Source organism: Mannheimia granulomatis (assembly GCF_011455695.1).
Lineage (GTDB): Bacteria > Pseudomonadota > Gammaproteobacteria > Enterobacterales > Pasteurellaceae > Mannheimia > Mannheimia granulomatis_A.
Map to the genome: position 1 here is coordinate 1752368 of NZ_CP015030.1, position 18190 is coordinate 1770557.

At 39.7% G+C, this 18190-nt stretch carries 16 protein-coding genes; 4 read left to right on the top strand and 12 right to left on the bottom strand.

Features of this window, described 5'->3' with window-relative positions; genetic code table 11:
* Positions 1-3: 3 nt before the first annotated feature.
* Both dppD and A4G16_RS08475 read left to right on the top strand, forming a co-directional pair.
* Positions 4-1005: a dipeptide ABC transporter ATP-binding protein gene (dppD, locus tag A4G16_RS08470; protein WP_165889507.1), complete on the top strand. Its 1002-nt coding sequence runs from the start codon at positions 4-6 to the stop codon at positions 1003-1005.
* A 1-nt stretch (position 1006) separates the two neighbouring features.
* A complete protein-coding gene (locus A4G16_RS08475) occupies positions 1007-2020 on the top strand; it encodes a peptide ABC transporter ATP-binding protein (protein ID WP_165889508.1) in 1014 nt (337 codons plus the stop codon).
* A gap of 63 nt (positions 2021-2083) precedes the next feature.
* Here the strand turns inward: A4G16_RS08475 and sohB are convergent, their stop codons facing one another.
* From sohB to ptsH, 12 genes are all read right to left on the bottom strand, one after another.
* Positions 2084-3133 carry a protease SohB gene (gene sohB, locus A4G16_RS08480; RefSeq protein ID WP_165889509.1) on the bottom strand — a complete coding sequence of 350 codons (1050 nt, stop codon included), beginning with the start codon at positions 3131-3133 and terminating at the stop codon, positions 2084-2086.
* Positions 3134-3159: 26 nt separating this feature from the next.
* The gene (gene lpxB / locus A4G16_RS08485) at positions 3160-4338 is read right to left on the bottom strand and encodes a lipid-A-disaccharide synthase (RefSeq protein WP_165889510.1); all 1179 of its coding nucleotides are present in this window, start codon (positions 4336-4338) and stop codon (positions 3160-3162) included.
* 219 nt (positions 4339-4557) lie between these two features.
* Complete coding sequence (spoT, locus tag A4G16_RS08490) at positions 4558-6672, bottom strand: bifunctional GTP diphosphokinase/guanosine-3',5'-bis pyrophosphate 3'-pyrophosphohydrolase (protein ID WP_165889511.1); 2115 nt, start codon at positions 6670-6672, stop codon at positions 4558-4560.
* A 108-nt stretch (positions 6673-6780) separates the two neighbouring features.
* Positions 6781-7059: a DNA-directed RNA polymerase subunit omega gene (gene rpoZ, locus A4G16_RS08495; protein WP_027073619.1), complete on the bottom strand. Its 279-nt coding sequence runs from the start codon at positions 7057-7059 to the stop codon at positions 6781-6783.
* A 104-nt stretch (positions 7060-7163) separates the two neighbouring features.
* Positions 7164-7655 carry a thioredoxin family protein gene (locus A4G16_RS08500; protein ID WP_165889512.1) on the bottom strand — a complete coding sequence of 164 codons (492 nt, stop codon included), beginning with the start codon at positions 7653-7655 and terminating at the stop codon, positions 7164-7166.
* 9 nt (positions 7656-7664) lie between these two features.
* Positions 7665-8681: a substrate-binding domain-containing protein gene (locus A4G16_RS08505; RefSeq protein ID WP_165889513.1), complete on the bottom strand. Its 1017-nt coding sequence runs from the start codon at positions 8679-8681 to the stop codon at positions 7665-7667.
* Between the two features lie 39 nt (positions 8682-8720).
* Positions 8721-10151, bottom strand: a complete 1431-nt coding sequence (locus tag A4G16_RS08510; protein WP_165889514.1) for a glycoside hydrolase family 32 protein — start codon at positions 10149-10151, stop codon at positions 8721-8723.
* Between the two features lie 21 nt (positions 10152-10172).
* Positions 10173-11096: an aminoimidazole riboside kinase gene (locus tag A4G16_RS08515; protein ID WP_165889515.1), complete on the bottom strand. Its 924-nt coding sequence runs from the start codon at positions 11094-11096 to the stop codon at positions 10173-10175.
* A 193-nt stretch (positions 11097-11289) separates the two neighbouring features.
* A complete protein-coding gene (gene miaB / locus A4G16_RS08520; RefSeq protein ID WP_165889516.1) occupies positions 11290-12717 on the bottom strand; it encodes a tRNA (N6-isopentenyl adenosine(37)-C2)-methylthiotransferase MiaB in 1428 nt (475 codons plus the stop codon).
* 225 nt (positions 12718-12942) lie between these two features.
* Positions 12943-13443: a PTS glucose transporter subunit IIA gene (crr, locus tag A4G16_RS08525; protein WP_027073613.1), complete on the bottom strand. Its 501-nt coding sequence runs from the start codon at positions 13441-13443 to the stop codon at positions 12943-12945.
* 83 nt (positions 13444-13526) lie between these two features.
* Positions 13527-15248 (bottom strand): phosphoenolpyruvate-protein phosphotransferase PtsI, encoded by a 1722-nt coding sequence (gene ptsI, locus A4G16_RS08530; protein WP_165889517.1) that lies wholly within the window; start codon positions 15246-15248, stop codon positions 13527-13529.
* Positions 15249-15363: 115 nt separating this feature from the next.
* Positions 15364-15621, bottom strand: coding sequence for a phosphocarrier protein Hpr (gene ptsH, locus A4G16_RS08535; protein ID WP_165889518.1), 258 nt, complete (start codon positions 15619-15621; stop codon positions 15364-15366).
* Positions 15622-15888: 267 nt separating this feature from the next.
* On the opposite strand from ptsH, the gene thiP reads away from it, so the two are divergent.
* Complete coding sequence (thiP, locus tag A4G16_RS08540) at positions 15889-17463, top strand: thiamine/thiamine pyrophosphate ABC transporter permease ThiP (RefSeq protein ID WP_165889519.1); 1575 nt, start codon at positions 15889-15891, stop codon at positions 17461-17463.
* On the top strand, positions 17460-18149 hold the full coding sequence (gene thiQ / locus A4G16_RS08545) for a thiamine ABC transporter ATP-binding protein (RefSeq protein ID WP_165889520.1): 690 nt from the start codon (positions 17460-17462) through the stop codon (positions 18147-18149). Before thiP ends, thiQ begins: the two co-directional genes overlap by 4 nt.
* Positions 18150-18190 lie beyond the last annotated feature (41 nt).

Sequence of the window (18190 nt, forward strand, 5' to 3'; positions counted from 1 at the left end):
CAAATGGCATTATTAGAAGTAAATGAACTCTCCGTTCACTTCGGAGATAAACATACCCCCTTTAAGGCTGTTGACCGCGTAAGCTATGAAGTAAATGAAGGTGAAGTATTAGGCATTGTGGGTGAATCAGGTTCTGGAAAATCAGTCAGCTCGCTTGCAATTATGGGGCTAATTAATTTCCCCGGTCGAGTTATGGCGAAGAACCTCAAATTTAACGGCAATGACTTATTGGCATTAAATCCAAAAGAGAAGCAGCAAATTGTCGGTGCTGATGTATCAATGATTTTCCAAGATGCCATGACAAGCCTTAATCCAAGTTATACCGTCGGTTTCCAAATTATGGAAGCGTTGAAAGTGCATCAAGGTGGCTCGAAAACAAGCCGTAGGGCAAGAACAATTGAGCTATTAACCATGGTTGGTATCCCTGATCCGGAATCTCGTTTAGAGGTTTATCCGCACCAACTATCTGGCGGAATGAGCCAACGTGTGATGATAGCAATGGCTATTGCTTGTAACCCGAAACTGCTAATCGCTGATGAACCAACAACAGCATTAGATGTAACGATTCAAGCTCAGATCATCGATCTTCTGCTGGAATTACAACGCAAAGAAAATATGGCTCTTATTCTCATCACTCACGATTTAGCCTTAGTGGCAGAATCAGCACACCGCATTATCGTGATGTATGCCGGACAAGTTGTAGAAGAAGGTAAAGCTGCGGAGATTTTCAATTCTCCACTTCACCCTTATACACAAGCATTATTGAAAGCCTTACCTGAATTTGCAGAAGGGAAATCCCGATTACAATCACTACCTGGTGTAGTCCCAGGTAAATATGACCGCCCTCAAGGCTGTTTGCTTAATCCACGCTGCCCGTATGCCACGGATAAATGCCGAGAAATTGAACCGGAATTACGTAATCTTAATGGCCGTCAAGTGAAGTGCCACTCGCCATTAACATTAGCAGGCACACCACTTGCCTTTGAACAACATCTGAGAGGTTAACATGGGCGATTTGCAAAAAAATGATAAAAACGCACCGCTTCTCGATGCGATCAATTTGAAAAAATACTATCCTGTCAAAAAAGGGATGTTTGCCAAACCTAAAACCGTCAAAGCAGTGGATGGTGTGTCATTCACGCTTGAGCGTGGTAAAACATTAGCTATTGTAGGCGAATCCGGCTGTGGTAAATCAACGCTGGGGCGAATGCTCACAATGATTGAAAGCCCAACTGAAGGGGAGTTGTTCTATAAAGGACAAAATTTCTTGGTAGATGATAAAGAGACTGCACAACTACGTCGTAAAAAAATTCAAATTGTGTTCCAAAATCCGTATAGCTCGCTAAATCCCCGTAAAAAGGTTGGGGCAATTTTAGAAGAGCCACTACTGATTAATACGGATTTATCTGCCAAAGAACGTAAAGCACGTGTGTTGGAAATGATGGCAAAAGTAGGTTTAAAGCCGGAATTTTATGACCGTTATCCACATATGTTCTCCGGTGGGCAACGCCAGCGTATTGCGATTGCTCGTGGCTTAATGCTACAACCTGATATTGTGGTTGCTGATGAGCCTGTTTCCGCGTTAGATGTGTCTGTACGAGCTCAAGTGCTAAATTTAATGATGGATCTCCAAGAGGAAATGGGGCTATCTTATGTCTTTATTTCCCATGATTTATCGGTGGTTGAACATATTGCCGATGAAGTGATGGTGATGTATTTAGGTCGTTGTGTCGAACAAGGAGAGACGAAAACGATTTTTAATAACCCACGCCATCCTTATACGCAAGCGCTGCTTTCAGCCACACCACGCTTAAATCCGGAACAACGCCGTGAACGTATTAAGCTTACCGGTGAGCTACCAAGCCCGTTAAATCCACCAAAAGGCTGTGCCTTCAATGCTCGCTGCCGCTTTGCAACTGATTTATGTCGAGCAAGCCAGCCGGAATTGAAAACCTATAAAGACGGCTCTCGCATTGCTTGTTTTGTGGTGGAAGAAAACCACCATACTGGGCTAGTATAGTTGTAAACACTTCAAAAAATAAAGCAGCTTCTAATTCATTAGAAGCTGCTTTTTTATACCACCTTACATCATAGTTGAGCGGCTTTTATTTAAAATCTTGGTTAATAAATTTTCCGCAGACTGTTCAAGTTGAGAGCCTAAACGCTGAGTCAGATTTTTCTTCTCTTTATATTTCAGCTCAATCACTTCTTTTTCATAAATTGCCTGTAAAATCAGATCATCACTGGTCGAAATTTCATCGACCAAATTCAGCTCAATCGCCTGTTTGCCAAACCAATGCTCTCCGGTTGCTACTTTTTCAATCTCTAATTGCGGACGATTTTGAGCTACAAATTGCTTGAACAGTAAATGCGTTTCTTCTAATTCCTGTTGGAATTTTTGTTTCCCTTTTTCGGTATTTTCGCCCACTAAGGTCACGGTACGTTTATATTCTCCGGCAGTCATCACATCTACATCAATATCGTGTTTTTTCAGGAAACGATGAATATTCGGCACTTGAGCCACCACACCGACAGAACCAATAACGGCAAAAGGAGCAGAAACAATTTTATTTGCCACACATGCCATCATATATCCCCCACTTGCCGCGACTTTATCCACCGCAGCAATTAAGGGAATATTACGATCTCGCAAACGTTGTAATTGTGAAGCCGCTAGTCCGTAACCATGCACAACGCCGCCCGGGCTTTCTAATTTCAGCAACACTTCATCTTTCTGTGGATTTGCAAGACTAATCACCGCATCAATCTCTTGACGTAAAGCATTCACCCCATGAGCCATCATATCACCGTTAAAATTCAGCACAAATAAACGAGGCTTAGCGTCTATACTTTCTCCCTCTTTTAATCGCTGTTTCTCGGCTTTTACTTTCTCTTTTTCCGCTTTCTTCGCTTCTTTTTCTTTATGCTTAAGCTCAGCTTCACTTAAGAAAAAATCAGAGAGGGATTTTTGTTGTTCTTTATATTTTTCAGTTAAATTAGTGATAGCAATCGTGCCGTTTTCAGTCTGTTTTTTAGACTCTAAAATCAGCATAATAACGACCGCAATAATGCCGAAGATTGTTAATAACTCTAATAAAAAAATCCCGTAATTAAGTAAAACTTCTTTCCACATAACATCTCCTATTTGCAAAAAATTCGTTAAAAATGACCGCTTGTTTTATCATTTAACACATCGATTACAGCTTGTGCTGCCTGTTTATCGGCGTTACATTGAAGTTGTTGATGTAACTCACCAAATCGCTGTTTTAAAAAGGCTTTCTGCGTTCGACTTGCTTCATCATCCGCTAAAAAAGGACTTAAATGCAAAGCCAAATTCTCCGGATTACATTCTTCTTGAATTAACTCCGGTACCAATAACTCTTTTGCCAATAAATTCGGTAAAGAGATATAATCGGTCTTGACTAATTTTTTTGCCAGCCAATAAGTGAGTGGCTTCATCTTATATCCCACAACCATTGGGGATTTGCACAACATCGCCTCTAATGCAGCAGTGCCTGAAGCTAACAAAGTACATTCAGCGGCAATCATTGCCTGACGAGCCTTACCTTGAAAAATATGTAACTCTAACTCCGGGGCCACTTGTGCTTTAATAGCTTTAAATTGCTCAATTCGCTTTTCATTGACCATCGGCACTAAAAATTGCAGATCCGAAAAACGCTGTTTTAAAATTTGAGCAGCCTTCAAGAAAGGCTCTGCCAGAAAACCAATTTCACTACCACGGCTTCCGGCTAAAATTGCCATATAGCGCTTGGACTCATCAATATTTAATAATGAACAAGCTTCGGCACGGCTGGGGTTGAGCGGGATAGCATCAGCCATAGTATGTCCGATAAAGCGGCAAGGGACATTAAATTTATCATAAAACGCTTTTTCAAACGGTAAGAACGCCAGTACCAAATGAGTTGCTCTGGCAATTTTAAACACTCGCTTTTGACGCCACGCCCATACCGATGGGCTTACATAATGAATGGTTTTAATACCGTTTGCTTTTAATTTTTCTTCCACTGTTAGATTAAAATCCGGTGCATCAATGCCAATAAAGACATCAGGCTTTAATTTGATCATCTCATCAATCACTTGCTGGCGACGTTTTAGTAAACGGGGAAGATGTTTAACCACTTCAGCCAAACCCATAACGGAAAGCTCTTCCATATCAAATAGCGTTTCACAGCCGGCATTCAACATTTGCGGCCCAGCCACCCCAACAAATCGTGCATTTGGATAATGTAACTTCAAGGCATTAATTAAGCCGGCACCGAGAATATCTCCCGAAATTTCACCAGCAACCAAACCAATAATGGGTGATCTTTCTTTCATCTTTCTCTCTTCTAAAATAACGATTTAAATCCCAATATTATAACTAATTCTATTATATTGCTTCTATTTTCTGCCTTGGCTCAATTTTGGGATTTGCAAAAATTTCCTCAAAATAGACCGCTTGTTATTTCAATATTTTCGGATAAAAAAATCTGCACCTTCATACGCTAGAATTCAGCCTAACTTTTGGGGTGCAGTTTATTTTTTAAGTATCTATTTTTATTTACGGGTCGCTTTCACTACACCGCTTACGCCGCCAAGCTTGCGTAAAATAGCATCGAAATGCGTTTTATCCAGTACGGAAATCTGAATTCTCACCTGATAAACATTGCCATCTCTTGCCTCACTGCTAATACTGCCGATATTGCTGTTCATTTTAGCAAGAGTTGAGGTAATGCCGGCAAGAACCCCAGGCTCATTAATGATATCCAGCACGATTTCCGCCTCAAACTTAATTGCATTCTCTTTTGCCACTTCCCACACAACCGGCAAATACTGACTTTGATTTGTTGCATAATCTTTTACATTTGAGCAATGTGTATTGTGCACAACCAAACCTTTACCTGAACTAACATAGGCGATAATCTCATCACCCGGTACAGGTAAACAACATTTCGCAAAGCTAATTAAGCGATTTTCCACCCCTTCAATTGCCAGTGGTTGATTGTTTTGCGGATCACCGTCGGTATCAATTAACAAAGGTTCGCCTAATAGACGCTGTGCAATGACGTTGCTCATTTGGTTACCTAAACCAATTTCTGCCAATAAATCCTCGAAAGTCGGCAAGCGTAGTTCATCTAATACTGTTTGAATAACCTCTGGTTTTAAATCATCCAAAGAGCGTAAATTCATTGCTCGTATTAACTGGCGGCGACCCAATGCGATGGCTTCATCATGTTGCTGATTCTTCAATGCTTGACGAATCTTAGCTCTTGCCTTACCACTTACGACAAAATTAAGCCAAGAAGCATTTGGGCGTTTACCTTGTTCGGTAATAATCTCAATAGTTTGCCCTGTGCGAAGCGGTTCTGAAAGCGGGTATGGATTACGATCGACAATCGCCGCTACACAGCGATCCCCAATTCCTGAGTGAACCGCATAAGCAAAATCAATTGCAGTAGCATTTGCCGGTAACTCAACAATACGTCCTTTTGGTGTGAATACATAAATATCATCAGAGAATAGATCTGACTTCACACTTTCAATAAACTCTACGGAGTTACCTGCACTATTTTGTAACTCCACAATACTTTGCAACCATTGCTGTGCTTTAACTTGCACGGTAGTGTTATGATGTGCCTCGCCTTCTTTATAACGCCAGTGTGCGGCCACCCCCATATCCGCCATTTTATCCATATCTTCAGTACGAATTTGCACCTCAACAGGTACACCGTGTGGGCCAATCATCGACGTATGCAATGACTGATAGCCGTTCGGTTTCGGTACAGCGATATAATCTTTCACCCGTTTTGGGCGTGGCTTATAAAGGGCGTGCATTTGCCCTAAAACACGGTAGCAGTTATCAATATTCCCTACCACTACTCGGAAAGCATAAATATCTAAAATTGAATGGAAATGCTGATCTTTCTGCCGCATTTTTTGATAAATCGAATAGAGATGCTTTTCACGCCCATAAACACGAGCCTCAATGCTCACGTCTTCTAAACGCTCTTTAATTTCATCGGAAATGCGCTGAATCAATTCTTTACGATGACCTCTGGCATTAGCAATTGCCATTTTTAATACGCGATAACGCTGTGGATGCATTGCCTCAAATCCGAGATCTTCTAATTCATTTTTAATATGTTCAATCCCTAAACGGTGAGCAAGCGGGCTATAAATTTCCAAAGTTTCTTTAGCAATACGGCGGCGTTTATCCGGGCGCAATGCTCCTAAGGTACGCATATTATGTGTACGGTCGGCAAGTTTGATTAATACTACACGAATATCTTTGGTCATCGCCAAAATCATTTTACGAAAGTTAGCAACCTCAGCTTCTTGGCGGGTGCGGAACTTCAATTTATCTAACTTAGAGACTCCTTGCACGATATCTGCCACACTCTGACCAAATTCTGCTGCAAGTTCTTCTTCTGTATAAGGCGTATCTTCAATCACATCATGCAATAATGCGGCAATCACTGCTTCATGATCTAATTTCATCTCAGCAATAATCGACGCTACCGCAACCGGGTGCGTAATATAAGGCTCACCACTTGAGCGTGTTTGTCCTTCATGTGCATCACGGGCAATCACATAAGCTCGTTTTACACGTTCAATTTGCTCAGGCGGTAAGTAGCCCTGAATAATTCGATCTAAAGGTTCAAAAAGATACACGGTATACCTCAATACAGAAACAAAAATGGACAATGAATTTGCAAATTTTTAGGAAAATCCTACCGCTTGCAGACCCAATTGTCCATTCTCTATAAATTAAAAAATCAATTACTCATTCGTCATTTCGGTTAAAAATGAAATCGCTTCTTGCTCAGCGGCTTCTTGCTGAATAGAATCATGATTTTCAAGTTGGTCCATGATAGCAGTTGTAATTAAACCTTCTTCAATCTCACGCAATGCAATCACAGTTGGTTTATCATTTTCTTCAGGCACAAGTGGCTCACGTGTGTGAAGTTGTAATTGTCTTGCACGACGTGCGGCGATTAAGATTAAATCGAAACGGTTGCCAATTTTCTCTGCTGCTTCTTGTACGGTTACACGAGCCATAGTTTACTCCAAAGATATATACGTTTTTTTATTTATAAAAAAGATTGCAGATTATACAGAAATTAAGCAAATTCCGCAATTAAGTTGCGGGGATTTGTGCAAATTTATTTAGTGAATATCGAGAGTAACTCTGCTTCTACCTCTTTTCCAAATTCTCCGCGGCGAAAATCAGCGATCAGTTCTTCAACCAATTCAGGCGCTTCCTTCATTTTTTCTTTTAGAAATTGGGGAAATTCGGAAAGCACTAATTCTGTTTTGCCATCACGAAGATCAAAAATACTTGGAATTTTTTGAACAGAAATGACCGCTTGTTGTTGCCCTTCACTTTCAAAATATTGGCGTTCTTGGCTCTGTTTTTGGGAAATATATTTCACCTTAATATTCGGATTCAGCTTTGCCATTCGTTGAAAATATGCCACCACTTCCACACAATCCGGGCAATGCGGCTCCGCCAGAATCAAGTAATCACCTTGCACTGCCAACGCTTTTAATTTGTCCTCGGTTCGTGGCTCAAGTTTGACATCAACATAAACCTCAAGTTGATTTTCTCGATCCTCATCGCTGTTAAATTCTAAATATTCGTAAAAATGTGCCATAACTTTCCTTTAAATTGATTTTCGCCATAAAATTTCACAATCTACCTTCACACTTTCTACTTTTTTACCGGCTAATTTTTGTTGAATCAATAAAAAGGCATGCTGTGCAATTTTGTCATGATCTTGCTGGATAGAATGAATGTGAAACGGTAGTGCATTTAATAGATGATGATCATCAAAAGTTGCTAAATGTAACTCTTGGGTAATTAATTTATCTATCTGTTTATGTTCGGTTAAATAACGCATCCCCCCTTCTAGTAGAGTAAAAGATGCTGTAAAAACTGCTTCCGGTAATCTGCCTAGTTTTTCAACCATTTGTGCAAACATTTGATAACCAGACTCAGGCTGGTAATCTTTATGCAAAATCCAATTTTCTTCTATCGCCAGATGAGATTGAGCTAATCCCTCAAGAAAACCTTTGAGGCGGTTTTGACTAGGAGAAAGTGATAGTTGCCCACCTAAATAAAAAAACTCTTTAGGTTGATAAGCTCTTACAATATTTTCAACCAACATACTGATACTCTCCGTATCATTGCTGGTAATAGAAGGGATATTAAGCTCCGAGATATAGCGGTCTAAGTGCAACATAGGTGCATATTGCACCACATTGTGGTAGTAAGTCGGGTCGTTATGAGTAGGAGCAGTTAGTAACACATCCACCCGTCTATCCAATAACTGCTCTATCGCTTTTTTCTCTTGCTCCGGATTATCATCCGAGCAAGCAATTACAAGCTGCAGCCCGTTATCACGACATAAACGTTCTAAAGATTTCGCAGTTAAAGCAAAGCCATAGTTGGTAAAATCAGGAATGACCAGCCCGATAACATTGGTCTGCTTCGCTTGTAAAGCTTTGGCATAGACGTTGGCTCGATAGCCGTATTTTTTCGCAATATCCTTGACTTTCTGGCAAGTCTCGGGCTTTATTCTAAAATCATCGCCACGCCCGTTTAAAATCATGCTAGCCGTTGTTTTTGACACTCCGCTTAATTTCGCAATATCGCTTAGCGTTAAGCGTTTTTTATTCACACTTATCTCCTTCTACATCGGATGCAGTTCTGCCTCCTTTTATTTTACGCTAATTGCGGCGATATTTGCTACTTTTGCCCGAACTAAACGTGAAGCTTTGACGATATTTTTACGATTGGCGATAAAAAAGCGTGAAGTAAGCACTTTTTCACCACCATTGAGGAAAATTTCCACAATGGAGCGATCAAAGAAAATCTCAATTGCCTCTAATTTCTTTAACTTACAATGACGAACCGAGCCAAACTTTTCCATTAATTCCGTTTGCTCACTTTGGCTGCGATCTAAACTAAATACGCCGTTTTCAAAACGCATCGTCAGTTTCTGCCCTTTGTCATTGGTAAAGAAATCTAATACAAGCGGTTGATTTTCCACAGAAATTTGCAAATAGGCCGTATCCAAATTCAAACTTGCAAAGTTTTCCGAAATATCGACCGCTTGTAAATCATTTAACTGTACGAGCGGCCGCTGCACTACTTTGCCATTTTTAAGAGATAACTTGCGAGGTAAAGTTAACATAGAATGCCATTGAAAACGGTCAGTCGGATAAGTTAAATCCGGCAAGCCTACCCAGCCAAACATAATGCGATTGCTGTTTTCTACCGTTTGCGGAGCATAGAAATCAAAGCCATAGTCAAGCTCTTCGATATGCTCCGCAACCAAGCTGTTGCCCTCTAATTTACCCAGAGCATAAGTGGCGTGGTAATTATTTTGGAATTGATGACTTTCACGCAATTTCCCCTGAGGTGACCAGACAAACAGATCTTTTTCATCAAGACGGAATAAATCGGGACATTCCCACATAAACACGTGGCTATTATCGAAATCTTGTACCGCCAACTCGCCGATTAAACGTGGCGTATCCTCCAAATTATCCATCTCATAAATCAACGCTGTACCGCTGAGATTGTCACGCTGCGCACCGAGTACAAAACGAATTTTACCATCACAGGTAATGTAAGGTTTCGGATCACGAACGTGTTCGGTATATCCTTGCGGTGGCTGATTAATAATGCAACGTTTTTCCAACAGTTTTCCTGATTTATCAAAAATCGCAATATTTTGGTGTGGAACCCGTGCATTATCAGACTGGCGACGAGTATTGCCTGTGTAAAACGCAACAATCTTATCTTGCCATAAAATCGCCCCACCCGAATAACAGCCGTGCGATTCAAACAGTTCATCGGGAATCAACACTTCACCTTTTTCAAAAGTTTGGAAATCTTTGGTCATAAAATGCTGCCAATGCTTCATACCATGCAATGCGCCGTAAGGGAACCATTGAGCAAAAATATGGTATTTTTCGCCGTCAAAAATTAAACCGTTAGGATCGTTAAACAGCCCGGTTTCAGGAGCGAGGTGATAGGTTGGATAAAAATCAGAATCAGAAAGTACAGTTTGGTGAATAGCGTTTAATTCACCCTCGCTTTGGGCGTGTAGGTTTTTGTATTTACCGTTATTGAAAATGTGCATAGGGGGTTCCTGTATGAAGAGTTACTCGGCTAAAAACGCCTCTAGCTGAGCCTTATTCGGTAATGCTGACATTGCACCTTTCGCTGTCGTAGCCAAAGCACCAGATGCATTGGCTTTGCGAATAACATCAACTAATACCGCCTCATTTTTCCAATCTTGAGCCTGTGCAAGACCGGCTAGCAAGCCACTGACAAAGGCATCTCCGGCACCGGTAGTATCTACAGGTTTCAACGCTTTACCGGCAACATGCTTGCTATTACCGTTTAAGTGATAAATCGCGCCATCCTTACCTAAAGTGATGATAATTAATTTTTCCGGATATTGTTCAGTAATGTTCTGAATCGCTTGCTCAATGGTTGCAGTGTCAGTCAGTAGTGTTAATTCTTCTTCAGAGAATTTCAGAATATCTGCCATTGCGACTACAGAATTGACCACTGTTTTCATCTCATCAGCACTTTTCCAAAGTGATTCACGTAAATTTGGATCGAAGGAAACAAATCCATTAGCATTTTTCACACGACGAATGGCTTCAATAGTGGTAGAGCGTGAGGGATTGTTGAGCAATGCAATGGAGCAACAGTGCAAAAAATCCCCCTGCTGAAATTCAGGTAAATCTTCTACTTGCAAAAATTGGTCGGCACTTGGATTTACCATAAAAGTAAAGCTACGCTCGCCATTATCTAAACCAACAACTACGGTGGATGTACGCTGCTCATTGTCTAAAATCATATTGTCGGTTGAGACCTTTTCCGAAGCTAAAACATCCCGCATAAATTGACCGAGCGGATCGTTTCCTACTCTACCAATAAAGCCTGCCTCAACGCCTAAGCGGGAAACTCCCACTGCTACATTAGCAGGAGCACCACCGGCACATTTTAAATAGTGATTTTCGCCATCCGGAATTAAATCAACAACCGCATCACCGGTTACCCAAATTTTGCTCATAATTTTATCTCTTTTAATTTATTTAACCATTAGCTAAAACGATTTAGCTACAGCCATTATACTAACCGATTCTCCCTCTGAGTGAAATACAGATTATGACAAAAATCATTCATTTTTTTACGGATTAATTCTGCATATTTTCCTAATAAAATGACCGCTTGCATTACACAAGCGGTCATTTTTAGGAAATTTTTTACAAATTCACCACATACTTACCTACACCTAAATCATCTTCTTTACGTGTACGGGCAATAACACTTTCGGCTGATTCGACAACACGTAAGCCCATTTCTGCTTCGGTGCGAATTACCTCACCACGTAGTGAGTTAGTGTAAACATCGGTAATTTTCACATCTACGAATTTACCAATCATATCCGGGGTGCCGACAAAATTCACCACACGATTGGTTTCGGTTCTACCAGTAAGCTCCATTAAATCTTTTTTCGATGGGCCCTCTACCAAAATACGCTGCTCTGTTCCTAACATCGCTCGGCTGAACTGCATAGCTTGATGGTTAATACGTTGCTGTAAACGTGCTAAACGCTCTTTTTTCTCATCATCTGAAACATCATCTGGCAAGTCTGCAGCCGGCGTACCAGGGCGAGCAGAATAAATAAAGCTAAAGCTCATATCAAAGTTAACTTGCTCAATGATTTTCATTGTCTGCTCAAAATCTTCCGCTGTTTCGCCCGGGAAGCCAACGATAAAGTCTGAGCTGATTTGAATTTCAGGTCGAACTTCACGCAATTTACGGATAATCGCTTTATATTCCAGTGCAGTATGGTTACGTTTCATCATGGTTAAAACACGATCCGATCCACTTTGAATCGGTAAATGTAAGAAGCTCACAAGTTCAGGCGTATCACGGTAAACTTCGATAATATCATCAGTAAATTCAATCGGATGGCTGGTGGTGTAACGTAAACGGTCAATGCCATCAATTGCCGCGACTAAACGTAATAATTCCGCAAAGGTGCAAATACCACCATCAAAGGTTTCGCCACGATAAGCATTCACATTTTGACCGAGTAAATTCACTTCACGTACGCCTTGAGCTGCTAATTGGGCAATTTCAAATAATACATCGTCAACCGGACGAGACACTTCTTCACCACGTGTGTAAGGTACAACACAGAATGAGCAATATTTGTTACAGCCTTCCATAATCGACACAAAGGCAGTTGGGCCTTCAGCTTTTGGCTCTGGCAAGCGGTCAAATTTTTCGATTTCCGGGAAAGAAATATCCACGATTGAGCTTTTACCGCCACGAATTTGGTTAATCATCTCAGGCAAACGGTGCAAAGTTTGTGGTCCGAATACAATATCAACATAAGGTGCGCGATCACGAATATGCTCCCCCTCTTGAGAAGCCACACAGCCACCAACACCAATAATCAGATTAGGCTTGGTTTTCTTCCAGTTTTTCCAACGTCCCAGTTGTGAAAACACTTTTTCCTGTGCTTTTTCACGAATCGAGCAGGTGTTTAAAAGTAAAACATCTGCATCTTCCGGATTTTCAGTCAGTTCAAAACCGTGAGTAGAATTGAGGAGATCCGCCATTTTAGACGAGTCATACTCGTTCATTTGACAGCCCCAAGTGGTAATATGTAATTTAGCCATAGTCTTAAAAATAATAAATATATCAATAAATTAGAAAAGAAAAGCGTAAAGCAATTTACTATTTTAAATTAAAACATAAACTCTTTACGCAAAATTGTGAGGTATTTTACATTGTTGCCTATTTTTTATCTAGAAATAATCTTCATAAATCTGATATTACTTAAAAAGGATACAAACAAAAAAGCCACGATATTGAATATCGTGGCTTAACTCTATAGCCTTTTATTACTTAGTCAATGTTAACACAACACTTTCGCCTGCAACAACTTGACCGTTGTTCTTAGCCAGGTTGGTAATTTCATCCATATTAGAAATTACGATTGGTGTTAATACAGATTTTGCTTTACCTTCAAGCAATTCTAAATCAAATTTAATGACCGGGTCACCCACTTTTACTGTTTGACCTTCTTGAGCAACACGAGAGAAGCCTTCACCTTTTAATTCAACTGTATCAATACCGAAGTGTACAAATAATTCTACGCCATCTTCTGATTCAATTGAGAATGCGTGGTTTGTTTCAAAAATCTTACCAATAGTACCATTTACAGGTGCAACAATAGTATCACCTGAAGGACGAATGGCTACACCATCACCTACGATTTTTTCAGAAAAAACCACATCAGGCACATCTTCAATATTTACAATTTCACCGCTTAATGGTGAATAAATTTGAATGTTTTTACCTGCTTTTTGCTTTGAGCCAAATAATTTATCAAATAAACCCATCTTAAAATCTCCTCAGATATTAGATACAGAATCCCCATATATTTTATACGAGAATTCCGCTTTTGTATGCTAAATAATTAAAATTAGTTTAATTTTTGATAAAAATCGTTTACTAAACGCTCAATATCTGCTGAGGTCGGTTGAGCTAACGCCTCGTCGGCTAATGCCTTAGCATCAGCAAAATTAATCGAACGAATCAATTTTTTCACATGAGGGACAGAAATACCGCTCATACTAAACTCGTCTAAACCCATACCAAGTAATAATGCTGTTGCACGCACATCACCTGCTAACTCACCACACATACCAGTCCATTTGCCCTCAGCATGTGAAGCGTCGATAACTTGTTTGATTAAATTTAATACTGATGGGCTTAACGGATTATATAAGTGAGCAATAATTTCATTACCACGATCAACCGCTAAAGTGTACTGAGTTAAATCATTTGTGCCGATACTAAAGAAATCAACCTCTTTTGCTAGATGACGCGCATTCACTGCAGCAGATGGTGTTTCTACCATAATACCGAGTTTCAGATCTTCATCAAAAGCATGGCCTTCAGCACGTAATTGATCTTTTAATTCCGCTACAATTGATTTTAATAAACGAATTTCTTCAACCGAAATAATCATCGGGAACATAACGGCTAAATTACCAAACGCAGAAGCACGTAATACCGCACGCAATTGTGTATCTAGAATTTCACGACGAGTGAAACCGATACGCACCGCACGCCAACCTAAGAACGGGTTCATTTCTTTTGGTAAATCCAAGTATGGTAACTCTTTATCACCACCGATATCCATCGTACGAAGAATCACTAAATTATTACCCATCGCTTCTACAATTTCTTTATAAGCTTGGAACTGTTCTTCTTCGCCGGGTAATTGAGCACGATCCATAAATAGGAATTCGGTACGGTATAAACCAACTGCTTCGCCACCATTACGCAGAACACCCTCAATATCACGGATCGTCCCGATATTACCTGCAACATCCACTTTGTGTCCGTCTAAAGTTTGCGCCGGAAGCTCTTTCAATTTGGCAAGTTCTGCTTTTTCTGCACTCAGTTTCTCTTGTAATACTTTAAATTCAGTAATTTCTGCTTCTGAAGGGTTTAAATGCACTTCATTGTTTACTGCGTCTAAAATAAGCAGATCACCTGTTTTGACTAATGAGGTAACATTATTTGTACCAACAATTGCAGGAAGCTCTAATGAACGAGCCATAATAGAAGTGTGAGAAGTGCGGCCACCAATATCGGTTACAAAACCTAATACTTTATCTAAATTTAATTGTGCCGTTTCGGAAGGAGTTAAATCATAAGCAACTAAAATGACTTCATCTTGAATATCGCCTAAATCAACAATGTGCATATTCAAAATATTACGTACTAAACGATTTCCAATATCACGAATATCGCCCGCACGTTCTTTTAAATATTCATCATCAATTTCAGCCAACATTGACGCTTGCATTTCAATCACTTTACTTGCAGCAACATCAGCGGTGACTAAGTTCTCAGCAAGGTAGCTTAAAATTTCTTCTTCAAGCTCCTCATCTTCTAAGATCATCAAATGACCTTCGAAAATAGCCTCTTTTTCTTCACCCAACGTACGGCGTGCTTTTTCTTTAATGACAGTTAATTGAGTTGCGGCTTTTGTACGCCCTTCAAAGAATTTTGCTTTTTCAGCTTCAATTTCACTTTCGGTAATTTTACGAGTGTTAAGTACAATCGGCTCTTCTTTTAGAACTAAAGCCTTACCAAATACTGCACCTGGGGAGGCTGCGATACCTGTAATCATAATTGTGTCCTTATTTGAGACGGCTTAAAACCATCTGGATGTTGCATAGCAAAAACTTTATCGCGGTAGTAATCCACGATAAAGTTACATAAATCTTAATCCGAGACTAGAAAAATTATTCTAAGGTAGGAATCAAATCTACTAAGAAATCAACTGCTTTTTGCTCATCTTCGCCATCAGCAGAAATTGTGATTGTTGTCCCCTGAGTTAAACCTAATGTTTGCAGTTTGAATAAACTTTTTGCACTGGCACTTTTACCGCCAGAGGTAACCGTAATATCAGAAGTAAAACCTTTAGCTGCCTTCACAAACTCAGCCGCAGGGCGAGTGTGTAAACCATTAGGAGCTGTAATTACAACGTCTTTTGAGTACATAAAATATTCCTCTTAATATTGAAAGTTAAAAAAATTTGGGTTTATCAAACCAATTTAGAATTTAATGTCCGCAACTTTACTACAAATTAAAACTAAAAACATCTTAAAAAGCACAAAAACTTGTCGGTTCAGTATCATCAAAAGAATGTTTTTTAAGCTAAATTAAAAAAAATTTGCCAAATATCAAGATTCTAGCATACAGTCTGAAGTAAATGTTACAATAATTTAAACGATATTCTTTACTTATCTATTCGAATTTGGAGCAATATGCTTAGAACGCTAACCAAAACAACGGCATGGTTTACCTACTTTAGTATTATTGCACTATATTCGTTCAGTTTATGGGCCTTGATACAATATCATCAAAACACCACCTTAATTGATGTTAATGATATTCTTCATATTCTCACCTATAGCGGGCTTCAAGCTGCCCTCTCTGCTATTTTTTCACTCTTTTTGGGCAGCATATTAGCAAGATCATTTTTCTATTTAGAGTTTAAAGGTAAACATTTACTCTACAAAATCATCTCTTTCGTTTGGGCTTTACCCTCACTTGTGATCATTTTTGCCGTAATCGGTATTTTAGGAAATGCCGGCTGGCTGGTACAAATCTGCCACCTACTAGGTATAAACTGGCAATTTAATTTATATGGTTTACAAGGAATCTTAATTGCTCACTGTCTGTTTAATATTCCATTGGTCATGAAATATTATTTCAACGGGTTAGCATTAATTCCAAGTAATCGCTTTCAACTCGCTGCCCAGCTCAATTTAAAAGGCTGGCAATTTATCCGAATTGTCGAGCTACCTGTTATTAAAACACTCTTACCCTATATGTTTATGACTGTATTTTTGGTCTGCTTTACCAGCTTTCCAATCGTATTAATGCTCGGTGGCAGCCCAAAATACAGCACACTGGAAGTGGCTATTTATCAAGCGGTTACTTTTGAGTTTGACTTTGCAAAAGCTGTCATTTTAATCGCTGTACAATTTATTTTAGGTCTATGCTTACAACTCATCATGCATGCGGTTTCTATCAATACATTAAAACAATTAAACCAACAACCAAACCGCATAGATATTTGGAAACCAACTCCAACAGGGCTTAGTAAACTGTGGCTACAAGCGGTCATTTTTTTGCAAAGTTTTGCAATAATTCTACCGCTTGCAGCCGTTTTTTGGTCAGGTATTTCTGTTTCTCATCTTAGTGAGCGTTTGCTTAAGCCGGAATTATGGAAAGCCATTCAATTCTCCTTAGGGCTCAGCTTGATTTCCGCTGTTTTTGCGGTGGGTGTCAGCTATATTATTGCTCTCGAAACTCGACAACAGCTTTATACAAAAGCAACATTTCGCTACAGCATTTTAGGCAGCGTGGCAATTTATCCTCTCTTACTGCCCATATTCTTACTCTCTGTTGGCTTATTTATTTTATTGATGAACAGCGATCTCACTACCCAAGAATTATTTATTCTGGTGGGAATCTGTAATGGCTTAACCTTACTCCCTTTTATCTATCCGGCAATTTTTTCCGCCCTGTGGAATAGCTTAACCTCACATGATAAGTTAGCCCAAAGTTTAGGCCTAACAGGAATTACTCGTTGGTGGATTGTGGAAAAAAATTACCTTATTCAACCGCTTACCGGTGCCTTTGCACTCGCGATGTCATCAAGTTTAGGTAGTTTTGCCGTTATTGCATTTTTTGGTAATCAAGATTTTAGTTCTCTACCTTACCTACTCTACCAACAGCTTGGTAGCTACCGTATCGAAGATGCCGCTGTCACTGCTTTGGTACTCATGTTATTCGCATTACTTCCATTTTTATTTATAAAGGATAAAACATGATCAGACTTGATCTTCACTTTACCTATGAACAAATGAATATGCATTTTCAACTTATGGCAGAAAAGGGGGAAAAAATTGCCATAGTAGGCGAAAGTGGCGCAGGTAAAAGCACCTTGCTTAATTTAATTGCCGGCTTTGAAAAAGCCGAAAAAGGCGAGCTGTTTTTAAATGGAGAAAACCACACCAATACCGAGGTAGCCGCACGCCCAGTTTCTATGCTGTTTCAAGATAACAATGTCTTCCCGCATTTGAGCGTAGAACAAAATATCGGTTTAGCCTTAACTCCTAGCTTATCACTCAATACCATACAAAAAGCTGAGATCAAAAATATTGCAAGCCAAATGGGAATTGCCGACTATTTAAACCGTCGAGCAGACCAACTCTCGGGCGGACAAAAACAACGTGTTGCTCTCGCCCGCACTTTATTAAGAGATAAGCCGATTTTATTATTAGACGAACCCTTCTCTGCCCTTGATCCTAAACGAAGAGAGGAACTACAGCAGATTGTAAAAGAGATTTGCCAAAGTCGTCAGTTAACACTTTTAATGGTAACCCACCAACTAGAAGAGAGCCGATTTCTGTTTGACAGAGTGCTAACGATTTCCTCCGGCAAAATCATTGAAGATAAAAAATGTGATCTAGTTAACAATTTTGAAAATATTTCTCATATTCCTCTTGTTAGCTAAACCGTTTTAGTTAAAATGCAACTGTTCAATTCTGATATTAA